This is a genomic window from Kribbella sp. NPDC051586 (assembly GCF_044453965.1).
Classification (GTDB): domain Bacteria; phylum Actinomycetota; class Actinomycetes; order Propionibacteriales; family Kribbellaceae; genus Kribbella.
In genome coordinates, this window is record NZ_JBITDF010000004.1 from 215,097 (window position 1) to 238,630 (window position 23,534).

Annotated in this window: 19 protein-coding genes; 9 read left to right on the plus strand and 10 right to left on the minus strand. The window is 68.6% G+C overall.

Annotated elements, in window-relative coordinates; genetic code table 11:
* Positions 1–5 precede the first annotated feature (5 nt).
* Positions 6–1,406, plus strand: coding sequence for an alpha/beta fold hydrolase (locus tag ACIA58_RS27775; RefSeq protein WP_396406728.1), 1,401 nt, complete (start codon positions 6–8; stop codon positions 1,404–1,406).
* Position 1,407: 1 nt separating this feature from the next.
* Here the strand turns inward: ACIA58_RS27775 and ACIA58_RS27780 are convergent, their stop codons facing one another.
* Both ACIA58_RS27780 and sigJ read right to left on the minus strand, forming a co-directional pair.
* A complete protein-coding gene (locus tag ACIA58_RS27780) occupies positions 1,408–2,961 on the minus strand; it encodes a fibronectin type III domain-containing protein (RefSeq protein WP_396406729.1) in 1,554 nt (517 codons plus the stop codon).
* 79 nt (positions 2,962–3,040) lie between these two features.
* Complete coding sequence (gene sigJ / locus ACIA58_RS27785) at positions 3,041–3,898, minus strand: RNA polymerase sigma factor SigJ (protein ID WP_396406730.1); 858 nt, start codon at positions 3,896–3,898, stop codon at positions 3,041–3,043.
* A gap of 94 nt (positions 3,899–3,992) precedes the next feature.
* Here sigJ and ACIA58_RS27790 point away from each other — a divergent pair, with 94 nt between their 5' ends.
* Positions 3,993–5,150, plus strand: coding sequence for an NAD(P)/FAD-dependent oxidoreductase (locus ACIA58_RS27790; RefSeq protein WP_396406731.1), 1,158 nt, complete (start codon positions 3,993–3,995; stop codon positions 5,148–5,150).
* Between the two features lie 68 nt (positions 5,151–5,218).
* On the opposite strand, the gene ACIA58_RS27795 is transcribed toward ACIA58_RS27790, so the two are convergent.
* On the minus strand, positions 5,219–6,370 hold the full coding sequence (locus ACIA58_RS27795) for a cation:proton antiporter (protein ID WP_396406732.1): 1,152 nt from the start codon (positions 6,368–6,370) through the stop codon (positions 5,219–5,221).
* 136 nt (positions 6,371–6,506) lie between these two features.
* Between ACIA58_RS27795 and ACIA58_RS27800 the strand changes: the two genes are divergently transcribed.
* Positions 6,507–7,286 carry an SDR family NAD(P)-dependent oxidoreductase gene (locus ACIA58_RS27800; RefSeq protein ID WP_396406733.1) on the plus strand — a complete coding sequence of 260 codons (780 nt, stop codon included), beginning with the start codon at positions 6,507–6,509 and terminating at the stop codon, positions 7,284–7,286.
* Positions 7,287–7,362: 76 nt separating this feature from the next.
* Positions 7,363–7,941 carry a nicotinamidase gene (locus ACIA58_RS27805; protein ID WP_396406734.1) on the plus strand — a complete coding sequence of 193 codons (579 nt, stop codon included), beginning with the start codon at positions 7,363–7,365 and terminating at the stop codon, positions 7,939–7,941.
* On the opposite strand, the gene ACIA58_RS27810 is transcribed toward ACIA58_RS27805, so the two are convergent.
* The 4 genes from ACIA58_RS27810 to ACIA58_RS27825 form a co-directional block, all read right to left on the minus strand.
* Positions 7,934–9,466: an AbgT family transporter gene (locus ACIA58_RS27810; protein WP_396406735.1), complete on the minus strand. Its 1,533-nt coding sequence runs from the start codon at positions 9,464–9,466 to the stop codon at positions 7,934–7,936. The genes ACIA58_RS27805 and ACIA58_RS27810 overlap by 8 nt on opposite strands.
* Positions 9,463–10,416, minus strand: coding sequence for an alpha/beta hydrolase family esterase (locus ACIA58_RS27815; protein ID WP_396406736.1), 954 nt, complete (start codon positions 10,414–10,416; stop codon positions 9,463–9,465). The genes ACIA58_RS27810 and ACIA58_RS27815 overlap by 4 nt, the downstream gene beginning before the upstream one ends.
* 94 nt (positions 10,417–10,510) lie before the next feature.
* Positions 10,511–11,254, minus strand: a complete 744-nt coding sequence (locus tag ACIA58_RS27820; protein WP_396406737.1) for a creatininase family protein — start codon at positions 11,252–11,254, stop codon at positions 10,511–10,513.
* Complete coding sequence (locus ACIA58_RS27825; protein WP_396406738.1) at positions 11,251–11,940, minus strand: FadR/GntR family transcriptional regulator; 690 nt, start codon at positions 11,938–11,940, stop codon at positions 11,251–11,253. Before ACIA58_RS27825 ends, ACIA58_RS27820 begins: the two co-directional genes overlap by 4 nt.
* Before the next feature lie 193 nt (positions 11,941–12,133).
* Between ACIA58_RS27825 and ACIA58_RS27830 the strand changes: the two genes are divergently transcribed.
* Complete coding sequence (locus ACIA58_RS27830) at positions 12,134–12,829, plus strand: M1 family aminopeptidase (protein ID WP_396406739.1); 696 nt, start codon at positions 12,134–12,136, stop codon at positions 12,827–12,829.
* Here ACIA58_RS27830 and ACIA58_RS27835 read toward each other — a convergent pair.
* Positions 12,819–14,636 carry a bifunctional metallophosphatase/5'-nucleotidase gene (locus ACIA58_RS27835; protein WP_396406740.1) on the minus strand — a complete coding sequence of 606 codons (1,818 nt, stop codon included), beginning with the start codon at positions 14,634–14,636 and terminating at the stop codon, positions 12,819–12,821. The genes ACIA58_RS27830 and ACIA58_RS27835 overlap by 11 nt on opposite strands.
* Positions 14,637–14,765: 129 nt before the next feature.
* On the opposite strand from ACIA58_RS27835, the gene ACIA58_RS27840 reads away from it, so the two are divergent.
* Positions 14,766–15,554 (plus strand): polysaccharide deacetylase family protein, encoded by a 789-nt coding sequence (locus ACIA58_RS27840; RefSeq protein ID WP_396406741.1) that lies wholly within the window; start codon positions 14,766–14,768, stop codon positions 15,552–15,554.
* Here ACIA58_RS27840 and ACIA58_RS27845 read toward each other — a convergent pair.
* Complete coding sequence (locus tag ACIA58_RS27845; protein ID WP_396406742.1) at positions 15,551–16,285, minus strand: hypothetical protein; 735 nt, start codon at positions 16,283–16,285, stop codon at positions 15,551–15,553. The genes ACIA58_RS27840 and ACIA58_RS27845 overlap by 4 nt on opposite strands.
* A gap of 38 nt (positions 16,286–16,323) precedes the next feature.
* Positions 16,324–17,517, minus strand: a complete 1,194-nt coding sequence (locus ACIA58_RS27850; RefSeq protein ID WP_396406743.1) for a homogentisate 1,2-dioxygenase — start codon at positions 17,515–17,517, stop codon at positions 16,324–16,326.
* A 74-nt stretch (positions 17,518–17,591) separates the two neighbouring features.
* On the opposite strand from ACIA58_RS27850, the gene ACIA58_RS27855 reads away from it, so the two are divergent.
* The 3 genes from ACIA58_RS27855 to ACIA58_RS27865 all read left to right on the plus strand — a co-directional run bounded on the left by ACIA58_RS27855 (position 17,592) and on the right by ACIA58_RS27865 (position 23,456).
* Entirely contained in the window at positions 17,592–18,443 is an 852-nt protein-coding gene (locus ACIA58_RS27855) for a hypothetical protein (protein ID WP_396406744.1), read from the plus strand.
* Entirely contained in the window at positions 18,443–19,642 is a 1,200-nt protein-coding gene (gene fahA, locus ACIA58_RS27860) for a fumarylacetoacetase (RefSeq protein WP_396406745.1), read from the plus strand. Before ACIA58_RS27855 ends, fahA begins: the two co-directional genes overlap by 1 nt.
* A gap of 61 nt (positions 19,643–19,703) precedes the next feature.
* The gene (locus ACIA58_RS27865) at positions 19,704–23,456 is read left to right on the plus strand and encodes an endo-alpha-N-acetylgalactosaminidase family protein (protein WP_396406746.1); all 3,753 of its coding nucleotides are present in this window, start codon (positions 19,704–19,706) and stop codon (positions 23,454–23,456) included.
* Positions 23,457–23,534 lie beyond the last annotated feature (78 nt).

Genomic DNA, 23,534 nt, shown 5'->3' on the forward strand with positions numbered 1-23,534 from the left:
GCCGCATGCTCAAACTCCTTTCCCTGGCGGCCACCGGCCTGCTGACGACCAACGTCATCACTCCGCCCGCCGCTCAAGCTCTCGACTGGGGCGAGTGCCCCGGCGGACCAGGTGCCGTCGGCATCGAATGCGCCACGCTGCAGGTGCCCGTGGACTGGGCACATCCCGGCGGCCGGCAACTCACCCTCACGCTCGGCCGCCTGCGCTCGACGGGGCCGAAGCCGGGCGGATCCGTGCTGGTCAACTTCGGTGGGCCGGTCGGGATCAGCATCGACCTGATGCGCAAGTACGGCGGTGGCGAGGCCTTCGCCGGGCTGCGCCAGAAGATGGACATCGTCACCTGGGACGTCCGCGGCGGACCCAACAACCCGGGTCTGAGCACGAATCTGCCGTGCGACTGGTCGTACCAGCGGATGCCGCGGATTCCCCGCAACCAGGCCGAGTTCGACCGGCTCGCCGCAACCAACCGCGCCGCGGCGACGAAATGTCAGGCGACGGATACCCAATTGTTCGCGGCCATGGATTCGGCTAGCAATGCCCGCGACATGGACGCGGTCCGGCGGGCTCTGGGCGAGTCGAAGGTCAACTTCTACGGCGCGTCGTACGGCGGGTTCATCGGGCAGGCGTACGCGCAACTCTTCCCGCGGAACGTACGGTCGATGGTGCTCGACGGCACGTGGAACCACAGCACGGACAACTGGGACCGCGAACTGCCGCGACTCGCGCGGGATGTACAGACGTTCATCACCCGCTTCTTCGATTGGTGCCGTACGCAAGGAAACTGCGCGCAGGCGCCCAAACTCTGGCAACAGGTCGTCGCCCGGGCACAGCGCAATCCGATGCCGGCCGGAACTACGACGTACGACGGCGACGAAATCCGCTGGATGGGGTTGTCGCTCGCGCGGCAAGGAGCGACGGCGTATCCGAAGCTCGCCGCCGCGATCAAGACGGCCGCGGCGACCGCCGACGCGTCCGGGTTCGTGCCGGAGCCGCCGAACGCGCCGTTCCCGGGCTCACCCACGCCTGGCGTGGTGGAGTGCACCGACTGGCCGCACCCGGCGAACCAGCGCCAGCTCGAACGGCAGGTGCGCGCGATGGAGGCTGCTGCTCCCTACACCGGCGCGGCGGGCACGATCGAGCAAGCCATCTTGTCCTGCGTTGGCTGGCCGGTCCCTGTCCGCAACCCACCCGCCGCGCTGCCGCACGGTCTGCCACCGCTGCTGATGGCGGGCAACTGGAGCGAGTACGACACGGGATCGCGAGTCATCCAGCAGGTGCCTGGCAGCGGGTCGATCTACCACGACGGGCCGGGGCACACGCTGTACCAGTCCAACGACTGCGCCCGGGCCAAGATCGACGACTACTTGTCCGAGCTCGTCGTCCCGGTCCGCGGCACGCGGTGTTGAGTCAGCGGACCTTGACCTTGGCCGTCGGGCTCTTCTGAACGTTGCGGCCGTCGCTGACCTCGAGGTGGTACGAGAGCGCGTGACCGCTGGCCAGGCGGGAGTCGGTGACGGTCGTGACGGTCGGCTTGGTCCAGGAGTTCGACGTACGCGACCAGCTACCGATCCGCGTGCTGCCGCGGTACAGCAGGTAGGTGAGGGTGAGGTTGTCCCGGTCGAGCACGGTCGGGAAGCTGATCGTCACCTTGTTGGCCCGCGCGCTGGCGACCTTCGGCGCGGCCGGCCGGATCGGCGCGGCGCCACCGGGAGTGCTGGTGAACCGGGTCAGGCCTTCCTGCGGCACGCCGTTCACCTCGGTGAAATCGCCTCCGGACCACAGGTCGTTGCCGCCGGACGCGAACGACAGCGGGCCGACGAGAGTCTCGCCGCCGGCGTCGGTGTTCGGGAACCACGGGCCGAGCTTGCCGGTGATCGTGCTGTAGACGAGTAGATGATGCATGCCGGTCTTGTCCGGGAACCCGCCGTCGGAGCTGCAGTCGTGCGCATGCGAGCCCTTGTACAGCCAGTTGCCGATCGCCTTGATCGCCTCGGTCGCGCCCAGGCAGTTGCTCTGCCAGATCAGCTTGCCGGTCGTCGCGTCGGCGGCCAGTACCCCGTCGTAGCAGCCGAGACCCGAGCCGGCGTTGGCCGCGAAGACCTTGTTTCCTTGGACTTCGAGGTCCTTCACCTGGCTGTCGCAGGCCTCGGACCTCGGCGGGATCGCCGCGATCGCCGGCATCGGGAGCACCGCGCCGGTCGTGGCGTTCAGCATCGCGAGGGCATGGTCGCTCCGGCCGCCGATCCGGGTGAAGCCGCCGCCGACGAACACCCGGTCGCCGTCGGTGGACATCTCGATCGCATGGACGTCGTTGTTCGCGTCCGGGCTCCACGGCAGCAGCGTGCCGGTGCTCAGCGTGACCGCGGCGAGCCGGCTGCGGGCCATCTTGTCCACCAGTCCGAACGACCCACCCAGGTAGACCGTCTTGCCGGTCACCTTCAGCGCCGCGACCCGGAAGTTGACCACCGGGTCCCACCCGGTCACCAGCTTGCCGGTCGCACTGTCGAACATCGCCACCCGCGACCGCGGCACGCCGTCGACGACGGTGAAGTCGCCGCCGATCACGACCCACCGGCCGTCGGGCGACGTGGCCACACTCCACACCGGCCCGTTCACCTGCGGCGCGAACCGGGTCGGAACGCCGGTGGTCCGGTTGAGCACCACGAAGTACTTCCGCGCCACGTCCCCGACCCCGCGGGCCTTCCCCGGCGGCCGGACCCGGGTGAACAGGCCACCCGCGAACACCAGGTCGCCCGCGACGGCGACCGCGTTCACGCTCGCGTTCGTCTGCCAGGACGTCTGCTGCACCGACGACAGCGCCGACCCGAATCCGCGCGGCGCGGTGTGCGCCTGTGCGGCCGACGCCGAGGACTCGGCGGCCTGCACCGCGGGCCCGGACGGGACCAGTGCCGCGGCGACCACAGCCGCGCCGGTGACAACTGCCAGAACAGCCTTCTTCATGAGCGAACCCCCTTGGGCCCGCTCCGGCGGAAGATGCCGACCCATGACTCGGTGACTATGCGCCGTCAAACGATAACTGTCAGCTCACGCTGTCGCGAATCCAGGGCCGGAGCTTGCCGGGGTTGCGGACACCCCAGATGTGCCTGATCCGGTCCCCCGCGACCTCGAACGCGTACACCGTCACCGTCACGCCGTCCCGCTGCGCCACCAGTCCGGGCTGCCCGTTGACCGTCCGCTCCACGATCGTCAGCTCGCTGAGCTTGCCCGCGAACCTGAGCATCGACCGCGCGATCCGCTCGGCGCCCTCGATCGGGCCGAGTACGGCGCTGACCAGGCCGCCGCTGTCCGCGACGACGGTGGCATCGGGATCGAGCAGGCCGACGAGCGCCTCGATGTCCTTGGCCTCCCAGGCCTGCTTGAACTGCCTGATGAGCTGCGCCTGCCGGGCGGCCGGCGTGACGGGGACCTGCGCGGCGCGGATCCGGCGGCGGGCGGAGGAGGCGAGCTGACGGCAGGCCGCCGGGGTGCGCCCGACGATGTCGGCGACCTCGGCGAACGGGTAGCGGAAGACGTCGTGCAGGACGAACGCGACGCGCTCGGCCGGGGTCATCGACTCGAGTACGACGAGGAAGGCCATGTTCACCGACTCGTCGAGGGTGACGCGGTCGGCCGGATCGAGGCTCGTCGGTTCGGGCAGCGGCTCGGGGATCCACTCGCCCACGTACGTCTCCCGCCGGACGCGTGCCGACGAGAGCAGGTTCAGGCAGAGGCGGCTGGTGACTGTCGTCAGCCATGCGCCCGGGGACACGATCGCGTCCTGCTCCGGCCGGGACATCGCGTACCAGCGGGCGTAGGCCTCCTGGACGACGTCCTCGGCATCGGCCAGGGAGCCGAGGAGCCGGTAGGCGAGATTGATCAGCTGGCGCCGTTCGTTCATGCCCGTACGACAAGACAGCGCGCTGGATTGTGAGGCCTCACGTTCCGGCGGACTCAGCTGTCGGACTGGTGAGACAACGAAAGGAATGTCCACCATGTCTGAACACAGGGTCGTCGTCATCGGCGGCGGGTACTCCGGAACTCTCGCGGCCAACCATCTCCGGATGCGCGCCGACGTCCACATCACCTTGCTCAATCCCCGGCCGCGGTTCGTCGAGCGGATCCGGCTGCACCAGTTCGTCGCCCGCACCGGCGACGCCACGATCGACTACGGCACGCTGCTCGGCGAGGGGATCGAGTTGGTCGTGGACAGCGCGACGCAGATCGACACCGCCACGCGGAGCGTGCGGTTGGCGTCGGGTGGCGCGCTGGATTACGACTACGTCATCTACGCGGTCGGGAGTACGGCGGCGATTCCAGCCTCGGTGGCAGGCGCGCGTGAGTTCGCGTTCGACAATGCGGAGTTCGAGTCCGCGCAACGGCTGCGTTCGCAGCTGGACGACTTGGCTCTCGACGCTCCGGTCACGGTGGTCGGTGGCGGCTTCACCGGCATCGAGACGGCGGCTGAGCTGGCCGAACAAGGGCGCAAGGTCACGCTGGTGTGCGGTGGAACTCTTGCGCCGACGCTCAGCACGCAGGGGCGCCGGTACATCGCGAAATGGCTGGCTCGGCACGGCGTCGTCGTACTCGAGGCCGAGCGGGTGACTGAGGTACGGGCGGATTCGGTCGTGCTGTCCGACGGCGTAGTGCGTACGAGCGCGCTGACGATCTGGTCAGCCGGGTTCGGCGTCCCCGAGCTGGCGGCCGCCAGCGGACTGCGTACCGACTCGCTCGGCCGGTTGCTGACGGACGAGACGCTGACCAGCGTCGACGACCACCGCATCGTCGCGACCGGCGACGCCGCCGCACCGTCGGGACAACCGCTGCGGATGAGCACGTACGCCGCCGGGCCGCTCGGGGCGCAGGCGGCCAACACCGTGCTCAGCCGCATCGCGGGAACCGAACCGGCGGCGCTCGACCTGGCGTTCACCGGAGCGTGTGTCAGCCTCGGCCGGCACGCGGGCATCCGGCAACTCGCCCGCAAGGACGACACCGCGGTGAACCTCTACATCGCCGGCCGCCTGGGCGCGGTGATCAAGGAGACCGCCTGCAAGTTCGTCATCGACAAGCGAATCCGCCGCGAGGCCCGCGATCCCGGCTCGATGGGCTGGCCCAAAGCCGGTCCACGCCCGACCCCGGTATCGATCACCTGAGGCGAACCCCAGGCCGGTTCATCGAGACCCGGCGCCGTACGCCGCGGTCGCCGTCGCCGGATCGGGCGCTATTTCGACACTGCCTTCTCCGCGACGAGACCGCGTCGTACGGCGACGCCGCCCGCGACGACTCCGGCCGCGATCGTCACCAATGCCCCGAGGATCAGCGCGGACGGCTCCCCCGGTCGGAGAACGTGCAGCGTCGTACCGACCGTGGCCGCCGCCACCGGGACCCCGAGCTGGGCCGACGCCAGCACGCTGATGCTCAACGGCTGCTTGGACAGCATTCCGGACAGGTGACCGATCAAGGCACCGACGCCGAGCGCCAGGCCCAGCACGATGAACTCCGGCTTGGTGCCGAGCTCCCGCAGATCGAGCGACGCTCCGAGCCAGACGAAGAACACCGGCCCGAGGAACCCCTCGGTCAGCGCGAACAACTGCCGCGCCAGCCGCCGCGGCTCGCCCACCGCCGCCACCGCGAGCCCGAGCACGAACCCGGCCAGCATGATCGACACATGCGTCGCCGTCGCCAGACCGGCGAGCGCGAACAGCACGATCAGGCTGACCCGCAGCTCGACCGCGAACCGCCGATCCTCCGACACCCGGTGCGCCCGGCGCCGAGCGCCGGACCGCTCCGCCCAGTTCAGCAGGACGAAGATGACCACCCCCGCGCCGATCACCGCCAGCGCGCCGAGGGCCGCCCGGCCGGCGTGCGGCGGATCGATCGCCAGCGGCAGAGCCACGATGCAGGCCGCGTCGGCGATCGCGACCTGAGGCAGCAACTCGACCACCGGCCGCCCGCCGAGTCCGAGCGAGTCGACCACCGGCAGGACCAGCGCCGCGGACGAGGAGGCCATCAGTACGGCGTACAGGGCGACGTGGCCGGTGTCGAAGACCGCGTTCAGGGCGTACGCGAGGCCGGTCGCGACGAAGCCGGCGACGACCGCTCGAAGCAGGCCTGGCCGGATCGCCTTGCGCAGGCTCACGTCCCGCACCGGAACGTGGGTGCCGGCAACGAACATCACCAGGCCGAATCCGATGTCGGCGAGGAACCTGAACTTGTCGTCGGACGACAGCAGGTACCCGAAGCCCGTCCGGCCGAGGATCACGCCCGCCAGCAGTTCGCCGAGTACGACCGGGATGTGCCAGCCCCGGGGCAACGCAAGCAGCGGCCCGGCCAGGCCGATCGCAACGACCACGGCCAGCATGGTGAAGCTCACCCCGCAGCTCCTTTCGCCAGAGCGCCATTGTGCTCCCCGAAGTCCGGGAACCGGCGGACCGCGATGGCTTGCCACCCGTTTATTAGTCGGCTAAGTTTTTTGTATAGCCGACTAACTATTGCATGAGGAGCGGTTCATGGAGCTGGGTTTGCAGGACGCGGCGGTGCTGGTGACGGGCGGGTCGTCGGGGATCGGGCGGGCGACGGCGATCGCGTACGGCGCCGAGGGGGCTCGCGTCGCGATCACCTACAACTCGCGGAAGGACGCGGCCGAGGCGGTCGCGGCGGAGATCGAGGCGGCGGGCGGGACGGCGTACGTCGTAGGTATGGACCTGGGTGCGCCCGAGACGATCGCGTCGGCGGTCGAGTCTGTCGTGGCGCACTGGGGTGGGCTCGACGTGGTGGTGGGGAACGCGGTCGACTGGGGCAACGCCGGGTTCCACGAGCGGCCGACGAAGGTGGAGGACGGGCCGCCGGAGTGGTGGGTGCCGATCATGCGGGCCAACCTGGAGGGCAACTTCCATCTCGTCCAGCAGGTGGCGCCGGCGCTGCGGCGGTCGGAGTACGGGCGGCTGGTGCTGATCTCGACCGATCTGGCCGAGCGTGGCCTGCCGGGCTCGTGGCCGTACAGCGCGGCCAAGGCCGGACTGCACGGGCTGGTCGCGAGCGTGCAGCACGATCTTGGCGCGGACGGCGTACTGGTCAACGTCGTCATGCCCGGCATCACGTTGGAGAACGGCGCACACCGGGTCATCCCGCGGCCCGCGCTCGAGCAGATCGCGGCCGGGTTCAGCGCGCGGCACCTGCCGGAGACGACCGAACTGGCGGACGCGATCCTGTTCCTGACCTCGCCGCGGACGAAGGCGATCCAGGGCCAGATCCTGCGCGTGACCGGTGGGAGCCTGCTGCCCGCATAAACGCGCAATACCGCCGCGACGGCGTCGACGCTTGTACCGTGGGCTGAGGGAAGTTTCCCGATGAAGGAGCGTCGTGATGGCCCGGGCACTGATCGTGGTGGATGTGCAGAACGACTTCTGCGAGGGCGGAAGCCTGGCCGTCGCCGGTGGGGCCGACGTCGCGTTCCGGATCGGCGAACTGCTGCACCACTGGCACGAAGCCGAGCCCGACGAGCGGCAGTACGAGTACGTCGTGGCCACCCGGGACCACCACATCGACCCGGGTGACCACTTCTCCAAGGAGCCCGACTTCGTGCACTCCTGGCCGCGGCACTGCGTGGCCGGGACGGACGGCGTCAGCTTCCACCCGAACCTGGACCCGCAGCCGTTCGACGCGATCTTCGACAAGGGCGAGTACGCCGCGGCGTACTCCGGTTTCGAGGGCAAGTCGCACGAAGGCGGCCACGCCCTCGCCGACTGGCTCCGCGGCAAGGGCGTCACCGACGTCGACGTCTGCGGCATCGCGACCGACTACTGCGTCCGCGCCACCGCCCTCGACGCCCGCACGGAAGGCTTCGGCACCACGGTCCTCATCAACCTGACCGCCGGCGTAGCCCCCTCCACCACCGAACAAGCCCTCACCGATCTCCGCACCGCCGGCATAAACGTCACTTGACGGGGGCTCCCGGGCCCAGGGGGATGCCTAGGGCCCACCAGGCCAGGAAGAGGAGGGTCCAGGCGATCGTCATCGAGATGGCCAGGGGGACGGTGTACGACGCCAAGGTGCCCACGCCGGCGTCTTTGCGGTAGCGCTGCAGGAAGCCGAGGGCCATGACGAAGTACGGGCTCATCGGGGTGATGGCGGTCGAGCCTGAGTCGGCGATCCGGAACAGGGCCTGGGTGGTCTCGGCGGGGACGTTGAGCAGCAGCATCATCGGGACCAGGATCGGCGCGGTGAGCGACCACATCGCGGAGCCGCTGGTGACCAGGACGTTGATCACCGTGAGCAGCGCGAGGATGCCGAGGAAGATCACCACCTTCGGCGCACCGAGGTCGCCGAGCCAGCGCGCCGACTCCGCCGACAGCAGATCGCCGATGTTGCTCCAGTCGAAGTACGCGAGGAACTGCGCGATCGCGAAGAACAGCACCAGGACCGGCGCCATCTGTTTGATGCCCTCGGCCATCACCTTCGGTACGTCGGCCGCGCGCTCGATCGCCTTCACGGTCACGCCGTAGGTGATGCCGACGAGGCCGAACAGGACGGCGACGACCATCGCGATGCCGTCCAGGAACGGCGAGTCGACGATGCTGCCGTCCTTGCCGCGCAGCGGGGAGTCGTGCGGCAGCAGCACAGCGACGATCGCCACCGCGGCGACCAGGAAGACGATGCCGGCCCGGCGCAGACCCTTGCGCTCGGCAACCGAAACGGACAGCTGATCCGGGTCGTCGCCGGGTGCGTCCGGATCGGCGTCCAGGTCGGTTCGTTTGCTCAGCACCAGCCTCGTGACCAGCGTGATCACCAGCGCCAGCAGGATCGACGACGCGATGTTGAAGAACCAGTTCGACAGCACCGAGACGTGCGCGTCCGGGTCGATCGTCTTCGCGGCCGCGGTGGTGATGCCCGCGAAGATGGCGTCGTTCGGGGTGGGGATCGGACTCGCGTCGTACCCGGACGCGATCGCGGTGTAGGCGACCACGATCCCGAGGATCGGCGACCGCCCGACCGCCCGGAAGGCGAGTCCGCCGAGCGGGACCAGGATGATGTACGCCGCCGCGGACGCGACGTGCGCCATCGTGCCGGCGAACGCGACCGCGAACACCACCATCGAGGTCGGCACGCGGGACACGCTCACCCGCATCAGCGCCTGCAGGAAACCGGTCCGCTCGGCCAGCGCGACCCCCATGATCACGACCACGATCGTCGCCATCGGCGGGAACTCGGCGAAGTTCGAGATCGCCGTCGAGACCGCCATCTGCAGTCCGTCGCCGGACAGCAGGTTCTGTACGGCGACCTCCTTGCCGTCCTTCGGCGACAGCACCGACACATCCAGCCCGGACAGGATCGCGCTGACCACGGCGAGGATCGCGGACAGGATCCAGAACAGCCAGAACGGATGCGGAAGCGCGTTGCCGATCCGCTCGATGACCGCCATCGCCCGGACCAGCCGGGGCAGCTCCCTCGTCTCGGTCGTCGTACTCATGAGAGCTTGTGCGCCTTGAAGAATGCGCCGATCAACTCGTGCGCCTCGAACGTCTGGGTGACGTACCCCGGTCCGGACGTCGAGTCCGAGCCCGGCCAGCTGTGCCCGCCGTCGGTGACCGCGACGTGTACGACGTCGGCCTTGCAGCCCTTGTACGTGAACTTCAGGACGTCGTCGCCGACCTGACTCGTCCTCGGATCGGCGTCGCAGTGATCGCGGACGGCCCAGTCACGGACCCAGGTCTGCACGCTGGGCAGGTCCCGCTCGCCGTCCCCGCCGTACGGGATCGTGGTGTCGCCGGTGCCGTGGATGTCGAGGACCGGGATCGGCCGGCTGGGCGCGCAGTGGGTGCCCTGGATGTAGAACGCGCCGGAGACCGGGGCGATCGCGGCGAAGCGATCCGCGAGCTGACAGGCGAGGATCCCGGTGAACCCGGCGCCGTTGGACTTGCCGGTGGCGTAGACGGCGCGCTTGTCGACGCAGTACTTCGACTCCAGCTCGTCCAGCAGGTCGGCGGTGAACTTGACGTCGTCGACGCCCTTGGCGGAGTACGGCGCTCCTTGCCAGGCCTGCTTGTCCTCGTCGCCGATCACACCGTTGGGGTAGGCAACGATCGAGTCGAGTTCCGAGAGGTCGGAGAACGCTTCGGTCTGGGCGCCGGTCTTGCCTCGACCGTGGTATACCAAAATCAGCGAGGACGCCTTGGAGCTCTTGTAGCCGGCCGGCACGTGCAGGCGATAGGTGCGGGTGAGACCGCCGCTCTGCACGGTGTAGTCGCCGCTCGGGGCGGCCTGTTTGCCGCAGCCGGGAGTGGTGGACGCGGCGGATGCGGTTGCCGTCGGCAACGTGGTGGCGGCGGCCACCAGAGCCGCCGACGCCAGCAGGGTGCCGAGGCGCCGGGTGGTACACCAACCGGTCGGACGGGATATTTCGGGGCGTGTGTGGTTCATCAGGGGTGCCTCCTCGGGCAAGCGGCCTGCGGGCGGGCAGGCTCGCGCCTGGACCTGGATGAGCGAAGGTCCAGTCTTCGGGGATGGTGCAGCGTCAGGCCGTGAGCAACTCGTCGGCGAAGGCGGCTATCCGGTCCGCGGCGGTCTCCACCAGGAGCCGGCCGTCATCAGCAGTGGCGCGCCGGGGATCACCCAGTACGCCACGCTTGTGGTACGTATCGAACCCGACGGACAGCCGCGGCCCGCGCGACTGCCGGGACAGCCGGGCCGTCGTGGTCAGTTCGTCGAGCGTGGTGGCGCCCGGCTCCAGGCGATCGGCCTGGACCAGGTCCGGCGCCAGGTACAGCATCTGTGCGGTCTCCGCCTCGCCGGCGTGACCGTGCACCTGGCTGACTCCTGTGATCAGGTCCGAGACGACGGACGTGACCGGGGTCCACGCGAACGTGAGCTCGCTGCGGACGTACTCCTGCGCGAGCACGGACAGGGCTGCGTTGTTCCCTCCGTGCCCAGTGATCACCAGGAACCGCCGCCAGCCGTGCTCCCGCAGACTGGCGACGACATCCCGGAGAACCTGCATGAACGTTGCCGGGGACAACGTCATCGTGCCGGCGAAGGCCATGTGGTGCGGCGAGACGCCGTACGGCACGGCCGGCGCGATCACCGCGCGACCGGCCAGCCGCTCGGCGACCCGCTCGGCCACGCCGACCGCGCGAACGGTGTCGGTGGACATCGCCATTCCACCACCGTGCTGCTCCTGCGCCCCCACCGGAATGATCACCAGCGGCGCCTTCCGGACAGCCTCGAGCGCTTCGTCCGTGGTCATCTCGGCAAGCTTCATGACAGCTCCGGGGAGGACTCGACGGCTCGGCGGATGTTGTCGAGGTGTTCGCGGGTGAGGCGCTCGGCTTGTCCGGCGTCCTGGGCGCGGACGGCCTCGACGATCGCCTGGTGCTCCTCGTGGTCGCGCTCGCGGTTGTCGTACAGCGCACGGATCTGCTGCTGCTCGCGGACACGGACCTTCAGCAAGGACGCGAGAACCTCTTGCAGCAAAGGGTTCCCGGAGGCGGCAGCGAGCTCGACGTGGAAGTTGAGCGCGAACGCCGGACCACCGGGCGGGACGAGCGCGTTGGTGACCGCGGCCTCCAGTCGGTCCAGGTTCTCGGCCTGCCGTGCGACCGCGGACTGCGCGGCGACGGCCGGCTCGATCACGAGGCGCGCGCTGATCAGCTGCAGCACCGAGTCCTTGGTGATCGGCGGCCGGTGCGGATTCGCCAGTACGACGTTGTTGATGGTCGGACCGACGTACGTGCCGGAGCCGTGCCGGAACTCGACCGCGCCGGTGGCCTCGAGCTTGCGCAGCGCCTCGCGCACCGTCGGCGTCGTGATCGCGAACCGCTTCGCCAACTCCCGGGCCGACGGAATCGCATCACCGGGCCGCAACCCGCCGTCCCGGATGATGCCGAGGATCGACTCGGTCAACCGGTCGGACAGACTGGGCGGCATCTCGGCAGCTGAGTAACTCACAAACTGACTAAATCACTTAGCCACTCGCCCGGTCAAGACCTCGCGGCGTCGGGCAACAAGTCCTAGGCGAGGCCGGCGTCGTGGACCAGGAGAGCGATCTTGGTGCGGTTGGGTACGTCGAGCTTGGCCATGATGCGCGTGACGCAGCTACCTCACTCAACTGTCGTTGCAGGGACATCCGCTGACGGATGGCATGGAGGCGACCGCTCGCGAGACGCCGGCTCAGTTGGCATGGCTGCAGGGGCAGATCGGCCGGCCCTTCCCGTTCGAGCAGTACGGCGTACTCGGGCTGGCGAGCGGGTACGACGGCGTTGCCTTGGAGACCGCCACGCTGTCCACCTTCGGCGCCGGCCTCTCGCTGCCGCCGAAGGACGAGGCGCCGACGCTCGTTCACGAGATGACGCATCAGTACTTCGGTGACGCGGTCGCCGTCCGCAGCTGGGACGACATGTGGCTCAGCGAAGGACACGCCCGGTACTACGAACGCAAGTACGCCGCGGCGCGTGGCTTCACCGACCTGAACGCGGAGCTGAAGGACCTGTACGAACAGGACCAGCAGAACCGCAGCGACTCCGGCCCGATGGGCCACGTCAACAACCCGATCGCGCTGCTCTTCGACACCGATGCCCCCGGCCAGCTGATGCTGACCGGCTTGAACACGATCGTCGGCGACGAGACCTTCCACCGGATCGAACAGACCTTCTTCGACCGCTACCGCGACCGGAACGCCTCGACGCAGGACTACATCGACATCGCCAACCGGATCAGCGGCCGCAACCTCACCCAGTACTTCGACAACTGGCTCTACAGCCCAACCACACCGCCGATGCCGGGCCATCCGGAGTGGCACAGCCCAGCAAAGGCAAGCGGTCCGGCTGTCAGCCGGTGACGGTGATCGGGGCGCCGTTCGAGACCAGGGACCAATCGATCGTGTGGAACGTCTTCGGGTCGACCTCGCCGGTCGCGGTGACGTAGTCGATCATGAGCTGGCGGATCTCGACCTGACGGTTGTAGACGACCGGCGCGGTCGAGACGTGCGGGAAGTTGCCGCCGCCCGACTGCCGGTAGTTGTTGACCGCGACAACGAACTCCTGATCGGCCGCCACCGCGGTCCCGTCGTACGCGAGGTCGGTGATCCGCGCGCCGACGGCCTTGGCGATGTCGATCTTGTACGTCAGCGCCTTGGTCAAGCCGCCGAGTACGTCGTAGTTGTAGTCCGGCGTACCGGTCGGCGCGGTCGGAGTCGGCGCATTGGTGATCTGGTCGGACGGGAACGGCCCGGTCCCCGTCACCTGCTTGTAGTACTGCGCCGAGAACTCCAGGTAGTCCTTGATCTCTGCGCCCGTCATCGTCACCGCGAGGAGCGTGTTGTCGAAGATGTAGAGCCCGGCGACGTCACGGATCGACACGTCCCCGGCCGGGATCGCCGCCGCCCGGTTGAACGGGGCCGCGATCGCGAGCACGGGCAGCGACTCCTGCGGGGTGCCGACCAGCGCCTTCGAGACCGCATCCGCCTGGATGAAGTTGACGAAGTCCAGCGCGGCGGTGTCCTCCCACGGCGCGGTCGCCGCGGACATCGCCTCGGTGCACGTGCCGATCTTCGAGTTCACGTACTCGACGACCTTGTCGTGGTCCTTCTGCAGCAGCGCGACGACCTGCGGGTCGGCGTCGACGGTGTTGGCGTTCAGCACCTGGCTGTGCCGGCCGACGACCTTCCACTGCCCGCGGACCTTCTGCAGGTCGAGGTCGATCAGCGACAGCCGCATGCCCCACTTCAGCGGCTCGCTCAGCACGACCTGCTCGCCGCTGGTCTTGTTCGTGACGAGACGCTCGGGAATCTCCAGGTGCGCGTGCCCGACGAGTACGGCGTCGATGCCGGGGACGGTCTCGGCCATCAGGACGGACGCGTTCTCCGGGTACGGCAGCGCTTCGCCGTACGACGAGGACAGGTCCATGCCGGAGTGCACGGACGCGATCACGAGGTCGGCGCCGGCCTTGCGGACCCGCGGGACCCAGACTTTGGCCAGCTCGACGATACCGCCGAACTTGAGCTTGTTCTCGACGTTCGCCTTGTCCCAGATCGCGATGCCCGGGTTGGTCAGGCCGAGGATGCCGACGGTGATCGGCTTCTCGCCCGGCACGTGCACCCGCTTCAGCACGTACGGCGGGAAGGCGGGCAGACCCGTGGTCCAGTCCTGGGCGTTCGCGCCGAGCAGCGGGAACCGCAGCTGCCGCTGGAACTTGCGCAGGATCTCGATCCCGTAGTTGAACTCGTGGTTGCCGAGCGCCGCCGCGTCGTACCCGATCCGGTTCATCGCGGCCGCCATCGGATGGGTGTGACCACCGGTGATGGGCTCGATCTTGGCGAAGTAGTACGCCAGCGGGGTGCCCTGGATCGTGTCGCCCGCGTCCAGCATCAGCGGGCGTGGCGCGTGCCGGTCCGCGGCGATCCGGTCCCGGACCGCGGTGACCAGGGTCGAGATCTTGGCCAGGCCGATGTCGTTGTGCGCGGTGTCGTCGTACTCCGCGTTCTTGAAGTAGTCCCAGTTGAACACGTTGCCGTGCAGGTCGGTCGTACCCATCACGCTCAGCCGGACGGTCTTCCCGTGCCCGGGTCCACCGGCGTACGCCGGAACGGCCGTGAACCCGGCCGCCGCCAGGGCGGACGCGCCACCGATCAGGGTTCGTCTGGTCATCGTCGTACGCTCACCGCTGTCCGTCATCAGCCGCCTCACTGGTCTGCCGGCCGGGATCTCCGGCCCGAGGGCCACCCTACGGCCGCCCCGGTGCCCCGATGAACCGCCCGGCGCGAGAAGATGCCCCTCATGACCAAGCCGCCCGGCAAGCTCCTGCCGTTGGTCGCCGCCCTGCTTTGCGGTGCCGTCCTCGCCCAAGCCGCCGCTCCGTCCTCGCACTCCACCACGTCCGCCAAACCCGCCGCCAAGGCGCCCAGCCACGGGCTCCTGAGTACGTCGACCACCTCCAAGCGGGGTGAACCGTCGGCGGCCAAGCCCACGCGTGCGGCCGTCAAACCAGTCGCGCCCAAGCCGCCGGCCGACGACTGGAACCTGACCAGCCACGGAAAGGTCCTGTACCTGACGTTCGACGACGGTCCGCAGCACGAGTGGACGCCGAAGGTTCTGCAGGTACTGCGCAAGCACCACGCGCAGGCGACCTTCTTCGTCATCGGGATCCAGGTGGCGCAGTTCCCCGAGCTGGTCACGGTCGAGCGGGCCGCCGGGCATCACGTCGGCAACCACACGTACGACCACAAGACGCTCACCCACCTGCCGGAGGCGAAGGTGCGGCAGGAGGTCGGTCAAGGCATCAGGTCGAAGTGCCTGCGGCCGCCGGAGGGCGCCACGAACGCGATCGTCCACGCGGTCGCGGCGGAGTACCACCAGCGTGAGGTTCTCTGGGACGTCGACACCGAGGACTGGGAGAAGCCGGGTGTCGCCCACATCGAGCACGCGATCATGTCCGGGGCACGGCCCGGCGCGATCATCCTGATGCACGACGGCGGCGGCAACCGCTCCCAGACGGTCGCAGCCCTGGACAGCGCGCTCACCAAACTCACCAAGCTGGGTTACACGTACCGCTCCCTGCCCTGCTAGCGGCGGACCTGCGCCGTCCCGCCGGAGAAGTGCTTCATGGCCTCGTCGATGATGTGGACCGGCTGGTCCAGCGCCTTGACCAGGAACAGGCCGGTCGGGCGCAGCAGCGGGTTGGGTTTGACGACGCTGCGGACCGGAGCCTGGTCGAGGCCGCGGACGCCCGCCGTGGTCGCACTCACGCCAGGCACGAGGTCGAGGTCCAGCACGTACTGTCCGAGCAGCTTCTGCTGCCGGAAGCCGCGGACCGTCTGCCACTGCAGAACAACCGGGTACGCCGCTCCGTCGCAGGCGAGCTCGAGTCCTTTGAGGGACATCCGCATCGCGACCGGTTGCAGATCGTTGGCGTCGTACCAGTGCTGCCGCTCGGCCTGCAGCCGGTAGACCATCACCGTGCTGAGCACCAGCGGGATCATTGCCAGGATCAACAAGATCGCGAACGGCCACATCCCCGAACCACGGAACGCGAGCAGGACGTAGACCGCGGCGACGATGCCGACCGCGCCGATCGCCAGCGTGATCCAAGCGCCGCGCCGCTCGACGGTCCGCACCACCTCGCGCCGGCGCCGGACCGCGTCCCGATCGACGCCGACGACGAACGGCGCCCCCGGATCCCGCGGCGGCACCTGCACTTCCACCTCCGGCGAATCGGCAGACTCCGGGTCCAGCTCCGGCTCCGGCTCCGGTGAAACCTGCTCCACTACCTGTTGCGACGTGTCCCCGTCCTCACTCACACGGGAAAGAATCCCACACGGGCGTGTCTCCCGCTCGCTCAGCTCTTGCGACGACCAGCCCAGGTCCAGGCGTAGACGCCGTCGTCGACGGCCTGGCCACCCTCGCCGAGTTCGAGCGGACGGAAGGTGTCGACCATCACGGCCAGCTCCTCGAACCGCTCCGCGCCGAGCGACGCCTCGATCGCCGACGGCTGCGGCCCGTGCGCGTACCCGCCGGGGTGCAGCGAGATCGATCCGAGCCCGATCCCCGAGCCCTTCCGCGCCTCGTAGTCGCCGCCGCAGTAGAACATCACCTCGTCGGAGTCGACGTTCGAGTGGTAGTACGGCACCGGCACCGACAGCGGGTGGTAGTCGACCTTCCGCGGCACGAAGTTGCAGACCACGAAGTTGTACCCCTCGAACACCTGGTGCACGGGCGGCGGCTGGTGCACCCGCCCGGTGATCGGCTCGAAGTCGCTCACGTTGAACGTGTACGGGTACAGGCAGCCGTCCCACCCGACCACGTCGAACGGGTGCGTCGCGTACGTCATCCGGCTGCCGACGATCCCGCCGGCCCCGTTCCCGCGGTGCTTCACCAGTACCTCGACATCACTCTCCTCGACCACGAGCGGCTCGGTCGTGGGGTGCAGGTCGCGTTCGCAGTACGGCGAGTGCTCGAGGAACTGCCCGTACCGCGACAGGTAGCGCTTCGGCGGCGCGATGTGCGAGTTGCCCTCGATGGCGTACGCGTGCAGGCCTTCCGGGCCGGGCAGCCAACGGTGCGTGGTCGCGCGCGGGATGATCACGTAGTCGCCCTGGACCGCGTTCAGTACGCCGAACACGGTCTCGACGGTCGCGGAGCCCTTCTCGACGTACACGCACTCGTCGCCGATCGCGTTCCGGTAGTACGGCGAGGGCTGCTCGGCCACGACGTACGAGATCCGGACGTCACCGTTGCCGAGCACGAGCCGACGGTCCTCGACGGCGTTCGACTTGGAGGTGTCGGTGAAGAGGTCGTGCAGCTTGAGGTGCCGCGGGGTCAGCGGGTGGTTGGCGACAGTGGCCAGGTCGGGGAGGTCCCATACCTGTGAATCGACGATCGCGGACGGCACGCCGGCGTGGTACAGCAGCGACGAGTCCGATGAGAACCCCTCCTCCCCCATCAGCTCCTCGTAGTACAGCCCGCCGTCCGGTTTCCGGAACTGCGTGTGCCGCTTCGGCGGAACTTCCCCGACCTGCCGGTAGAACGCCATCAGAATTGCTCCAGAGTATCCGATAATCGAACGCGTGCGTCCGCTTACCGAAAGCATCCGTTAGGCTCTGGGCCATGTCAACCGTCCCCGCCTTGTTCCGGCACCTGGTCGACGACGCTGCCATGTTCCCCCCGGGGAACCTGCCGATGGCCGAGGCCGTCTCCGCACACCAGGCTCACCTGAGCTCGCCGTACGCAGAGCTGGTCGGGCCGTTCGTCTGCACCGACCAGGACCTGATGGACGTCGCCGCCGAGGCGGTGCGTTCCGGCGCCGGGCCGCTCCGCGTGTCGGTCGTGATCTCGGGCGGCGCGGGCGGGATCGAGCCCGCCGTCCGCTGGGGCGATCGCTCGAAGGACGTCGAGGTGACCGCGGTCGAGGTCCGGCTGCGTGACGAGGACGACCTGTCGCGCAACGCGCTGCGCGTCGTCCGGGCCTGCGACGACTGCTTCGACGAGGAGACGGCGTACGTCGAGATCGGCCTGCAGGGAGCATGGGAGCGCGCGCTCGACGTGGTCGCCGACGCCGGGTACGCCGCCAAACTGCGCACCGGTGGGCTCGACGCGTCGCTGTTCCCGTCGGCGGATCAGGTGGCGTCCTTCGTCATCGCCTGCCTGGATCGCGAGGTGCCCTTCAAGTGCACGGCCGGGCTGCACAACGCGGTCCGACACACCGCGGAGGGCTCGGGCTTCGAGCACCACGGCTTCCTCAACGTGCTGCTGGCGACGCGCGCTTCGCTGGACGGCGCCTCGCACGACGAACTGGTTCACCTGCTGGACTCACGCGACGGCTCGGAGTTGGCAGGGCAGGCGCGCGGGCTGACCGAGGACCAGGCGGCAGGCGTACGGCGCTGGTTCACGTCGTTCGGCTCGTGCAGCATCGACGAACCACGGCAGGACCTGACGACACTGGGTTTGATGGAGGCTTGATGAGCTGGATCGACATCCCGGACGGCTCGCCGTTCGGGCCGGAGAACCTGCCGCTCGGCGTGTTCCGGCACGGTGACGAGGAGCCGCGGGTCGGCGCCGCGATCGGCGATCAGATCATCGACCTCGCGCCGGTCGCGTCGGCGCAGATGCTCGACGGCGCGCAGCTGTTCGCCGAGCCGACGCTGAACGCCTTCCTCGCGCTCGGTCGGCCGGCCTGGCGGGCGACGCGTAGCTGGCTGCTCGAGTTGGTGCGCAACGCGAACGATCGGGACACGGTCGAGCCGCATCTGATCCCGCAGTCCGACGTCACCATGCAGCTGCCGTTCGAGGTCGCGGACTACGTCGACTTCTACGCCTCCGAGGAGCACGCGTCGAACCTCGGCCGGCTGTTCCGCCCGGACTCCGAGCCCTTGCTGCCGAACTGGAAGCACCTGCCGGTCGGGTACCACGGCCGGGCCGGCACGATCGTTGCCAGCGGCACCGAGATCGTCCGGCCGTCCGGTCAGCGCAAGGCGCCGGATGCGGCCGCGCCGACGTACGGACCGTCGCAGCGGCTGGACATCGAGGTCGAGCTCGGGTACGTCGTCGGTACGCCGTCGACGCTCGGGAAGCCTGTGTCCGTTGAGGATTTCGAGGATCATGTGTACGGCGTGGTGGTCGTGAACGACTGGTCCGCGCGGGATCTGCAGGCGTGGGAGTACGTCCCCCTCGGCCCGTTCCTCGGCAAGTCCTTCGCGACGTCGATCTCCCCGTGGGTCGTCTCGCTCGACGCGCTGGCCGCCTCCGCCGTACCGCTGCCGGCGCAGGACCCACCGGTCCTCCCGTACCTCGCCGGCAAGCACCTGGTGAACTACGACCTCACCTTCGAGGTCTACCTGAACGGTCACCTCGTCAGCACCCCGCCGTACCGCGACACCTACTGGTCGCCGGCCCAGATGCTCGCGCACATGACCGTCAACGGCGCCACCGTCCGCACCGGCGACCTCTACGCCTCCGGCACAGTCAGCGGCCCCGAGAAGAACCAACGAGGCTCGTTCATAGAACTCACCTGGGGCGGCCGCGAGCCCCTCGTCGTCGCAGGCAAGGAACACACCTTCCTCGAAGACGGCGACGAGATAACCATCGCCGCCTGGGCAGCCGGAGCCACCGGCACCCGCCTCGGCCTGGGAGAGGTAACCGGCCGGATCATTCCTGCCTAAACTTGTTCATTAGTGTTTGTTTCTCTTGACGAGTTAGCGGTTACGTGCGAACTTTTCCCGCATGAAACGTTCAGTGGGGTGTGGAGTACTGGCTGTAGCGTTGGCTGCCGGTGTGCTGAGCGTGCCTTCAGGTGCGCACGCCGCCGGCGACCTGACCCTGCGGTCGAACGAGTTGACGGTCACCGTCGGGGCGGACTTCCCCCGGGTGGTCAAGTACGTCGACAACGCCTCCGGCCAGGCCCTCGGCGGGCAACCGGACGCGATCTCGACGGTCACGATCGATGGCACGGCCAGGACCGCGCACCTCACCAAGGCGCCGACGGTCCGCGACGGGCGCGCGTCGTACACGCTCGCCTTCGACGACCTGCCCGACGTCCAGCTCGACGCCAGTCTGAGCGTGGCCGGGCGGGTGACGAAATTCGCCATCGACGCGGTCCGCGACACCGAGGCGAGTCGCGTGCACACGATCGACATCCCGAACCAGGATCTGGTCTCGGTCGCGAGCACGGACGCGGGCGCGACCACCGCGTTCACTACCCTCGACCCCGACTCGACCCGGACCGCGGACAAGATCACCCCGGTCACCGCGACGACACCGGGCGAGGCGTCCCCGACCGGCGCGGCGTACGCGTTCGTCAACACCAGCGGGCTGGCCGCGGGGATCGAGTCGAACTCGACGTACGACAAGCCGTCCGGTCAGTCGGTCGACGACGGCGCGCGGTTCTGGCATCAGGCCCGCAAGAGCGCTGACGGCAGCACCCGCGTCGGCGTCTGGAGCGGCCAGTGGACGTACCGCGCCGACACGGCGCCGTACACCGAGCCGCTCCCCTGGGCGAAGGTCGTGGTGACGCCGGACGCGAACCACGACAAGACCGTCGACTGGGAAGACGGCGCGGTCGCGTTCCGCTCGATCATGGTCGAGCCGAACGGCGGCGACCAGGTCAAGGACCGGGTGATCACGCACATCCCGTTCAACTTCGCGAGCCAGGCGACACACCCGTTCCTGCGGACGCTCGACGACGTCAAGCGCATCTCGCTCTCGACCGACGGCCTCGGCCAGATGGCGATCCTCAAGGGGTACGCCTCCGAGGGCCACGACTCGGGTCACCCGGACTACGGCGGCAACTACAACCTCCGCGCCGGCGGACTGACCGACCTCAACACCCTGCTCAAGCAGGGCAAGTCCTGGAACGCGGCCTTCGGCGTCCACGTGAACGCCACCGAGTCGTACCCCGAGGCGAACGCGTTCAGCGAGGACCTGGTCGACAAGACCGCCAAGGGCTGGAACTGGCTGAACCAGAGCTACTACATCAAGCAGCGCCCGGATCTTGCCTCCGGCAACATCGTCAAGCGGTTCCAGCAGCTCCGCGACGAGACCGACAAGAACCTGCAGGAGCTGTACATCGACGTCTACTACCAGTCCGGCTGGCTCGCCGACGGCCTCACCCGGCAACTGTCCGACCAGGGCTGGCAGATCGCGACCGAGTGGGCCGACCGGCACGAGCGCACGTCGCTGTGGTCGCACTGGGCCAACGACCTCGACTACGGCGGCCCGACGAACAAGGGCCTGAACTCGCAGATCATCCGGTTCGTCCGCAACCACGAGAAGGACGTCTGGAACAACGACCCGATCCTCGGCCAGTCCGCGATCGTCGAGTTCGAGGGCTGGACCGGTGAGACCGACTGGAACGCGTTCTACACCAACATCTGGCAGCGCAACCTGCCCGCGAAGTTCCTGCAGCAGCAGAAGATCCTGGACTGGAACGCGAACGACATCACCTTCACCGGCGGCGTCCGCGGCGCGGTCGAGAACGGCAAGCGAGCCGTGTACGTCGGCAACGCCAAGGTCCTCGACGGCGACAAGTACCTGCTGCCATGGGACAACAACACAAAGCTTTACCACTACAACCCGGCCGGCGGCCGCACCACCTGGAAGGTCCCGTCGTCCTTCGCCGGTGCACGCAGTTTCACCGTCTACCAGTTGACCGACACCGGCCGCGCCAAGCCGACAACCGTCCCGGTCCAGCACGGCACCGTCACGCTCAACGCAGCAGCGGGCAAGCCGTACGTCCTCTACCCGGTAGCCGCTCCGAAGCCGCGGACCGCAGCGTGGGGCGAAGGCACCCACCTGCAGGATCCCGGCTTCAACGCGGGCAACCTCAACGCCTGGAAGCCGACCGGCGGCGCGACCATCGACACGCTCGAGAACGGTCAGCACGTGGCCTCGCTCGGCACCCGCGCTTCATCTGTGCGCCAGCGCATCACCGGGCTGACCCGCGGTCGTACTTACAGCGCCTCCGCCTGGATCGAGGTCGAGCCGGGCAAGTCCCGACCGACGACCATCAGCGTCGACGGGGTGAAGAATGCGGTGGCCAGGTCGACCGCGGAGAATATGGTTGCCGCTGACGACAAACACGGGGCGTACTACCAGCGGACCCGAGTCGTCTTCCAAGCAAAGGGAAGCACCGCCGACCTGGTACTGGGAGCGGCGGCAGGTCCGGCCAGGGTTCGCCTGGATGATGTGCGAGTCGTCGAGACGACGCGTCCGGCGGCGGGCTTCGTCGACGACTTCGAGAACGTCGACCAGGGCTGGGGGCCGTTCGTGAAGGGCGATGCGGGCGGCGTGACGGATCCGCGGACCGTCCTGGCGAAGAAGCACGCGCCGTACACGCAGGCCGGCTGGAACGGCAAGCTCGTCGACGACGTGCTCGACGGCACCTGGTCGCTCAAGTCGCATGAAGAGAACGCAGGTCTGGTCTACCGGACCACGCCGTCGACCGTGAACTTCCAGCCGGGCCACAAGTACAAGGTCAGCTTCGACTACGAGAGCGGTCGAGCCGGCCAGTACGCGTGGGTGCAGGGTGTCGATCGCCCGGACTCGGTCGAGGTCAAATCGACTCCGATCAGCGAGCAGCGGACGAAGGCGACGTTCGACCAGCAGTTCGTGGCCGGTTGTGGCGGCGATTACTGGGTCGGCCTTCGCAAGCTGAGCGATGGTGGTGACCAGACCGACTTCATCATGGACAACTTCGCCGTCACCGATCTCGGTACGACGTCCGAGCCGGCGGACTGCACCTCGGTCGCGGTGTCCGGCGTGACCGGTCTCGTCTCCGGCGAGGCGAACACCGTCACCACGACGTTCACCAACAACGATGTGGTTGCTGCCAGCAACATCACGCTGGGATTGACCGCACCGGACGGGTGGACCGTCGCGGCGACCACTCCGGCAACGCACGCGACCGTCGCTCCGGGAGCGACGGCGACGACGACCTGGGACGTCACGCCACCGACCGGCACACCGGAAGGAAAGTACGTGCTGACGGCAACGGGTGGTCAGGCAACGATCACTGCGGAGGCGACCGTGCTCCCGCCGGGGATCGTGCCGCAGTCGCGGATGAAGATCGCGGACGTGGACAGCGAGGACGTCGCCACGGGTGGCGCCGCGACGATGGCGATCGACGGAAACCCCAGCACCATCTGGCATTCCGCCTGGTCGGAGGTGCCGACTCCGGCCGGCTTCCCGCACCACATCACGCTCGACCTCGGGTCGACGTACACCGTGAACGGGTTCAGCTACCTGCCCAGGCAGAGTGGGACGAACGGGATGTTCAAGGGGTACGAGATCTACGTCAGCGCCGACGGCCAGGACTGGGGTACGCCGGTCGCCACCGGCGAGTTCCCCAACTCCACCGCGGTCCAGCGCATCGACTTCACTGCCAAGCCCGGCCGCTACGTGAAGCTCGTCGGCACCAGTTCCCTCAACGGCGCCGTCTTCGGCTCCGCCGCCGAGCTGAATGTCTACGGCACGCACTAGGACAACCCAATGGGGACTGTGCACAGGCTATGACTTGTGCACAGTCCCCACTGCTCTGCCGCAGTTCCCCGAAGCTGC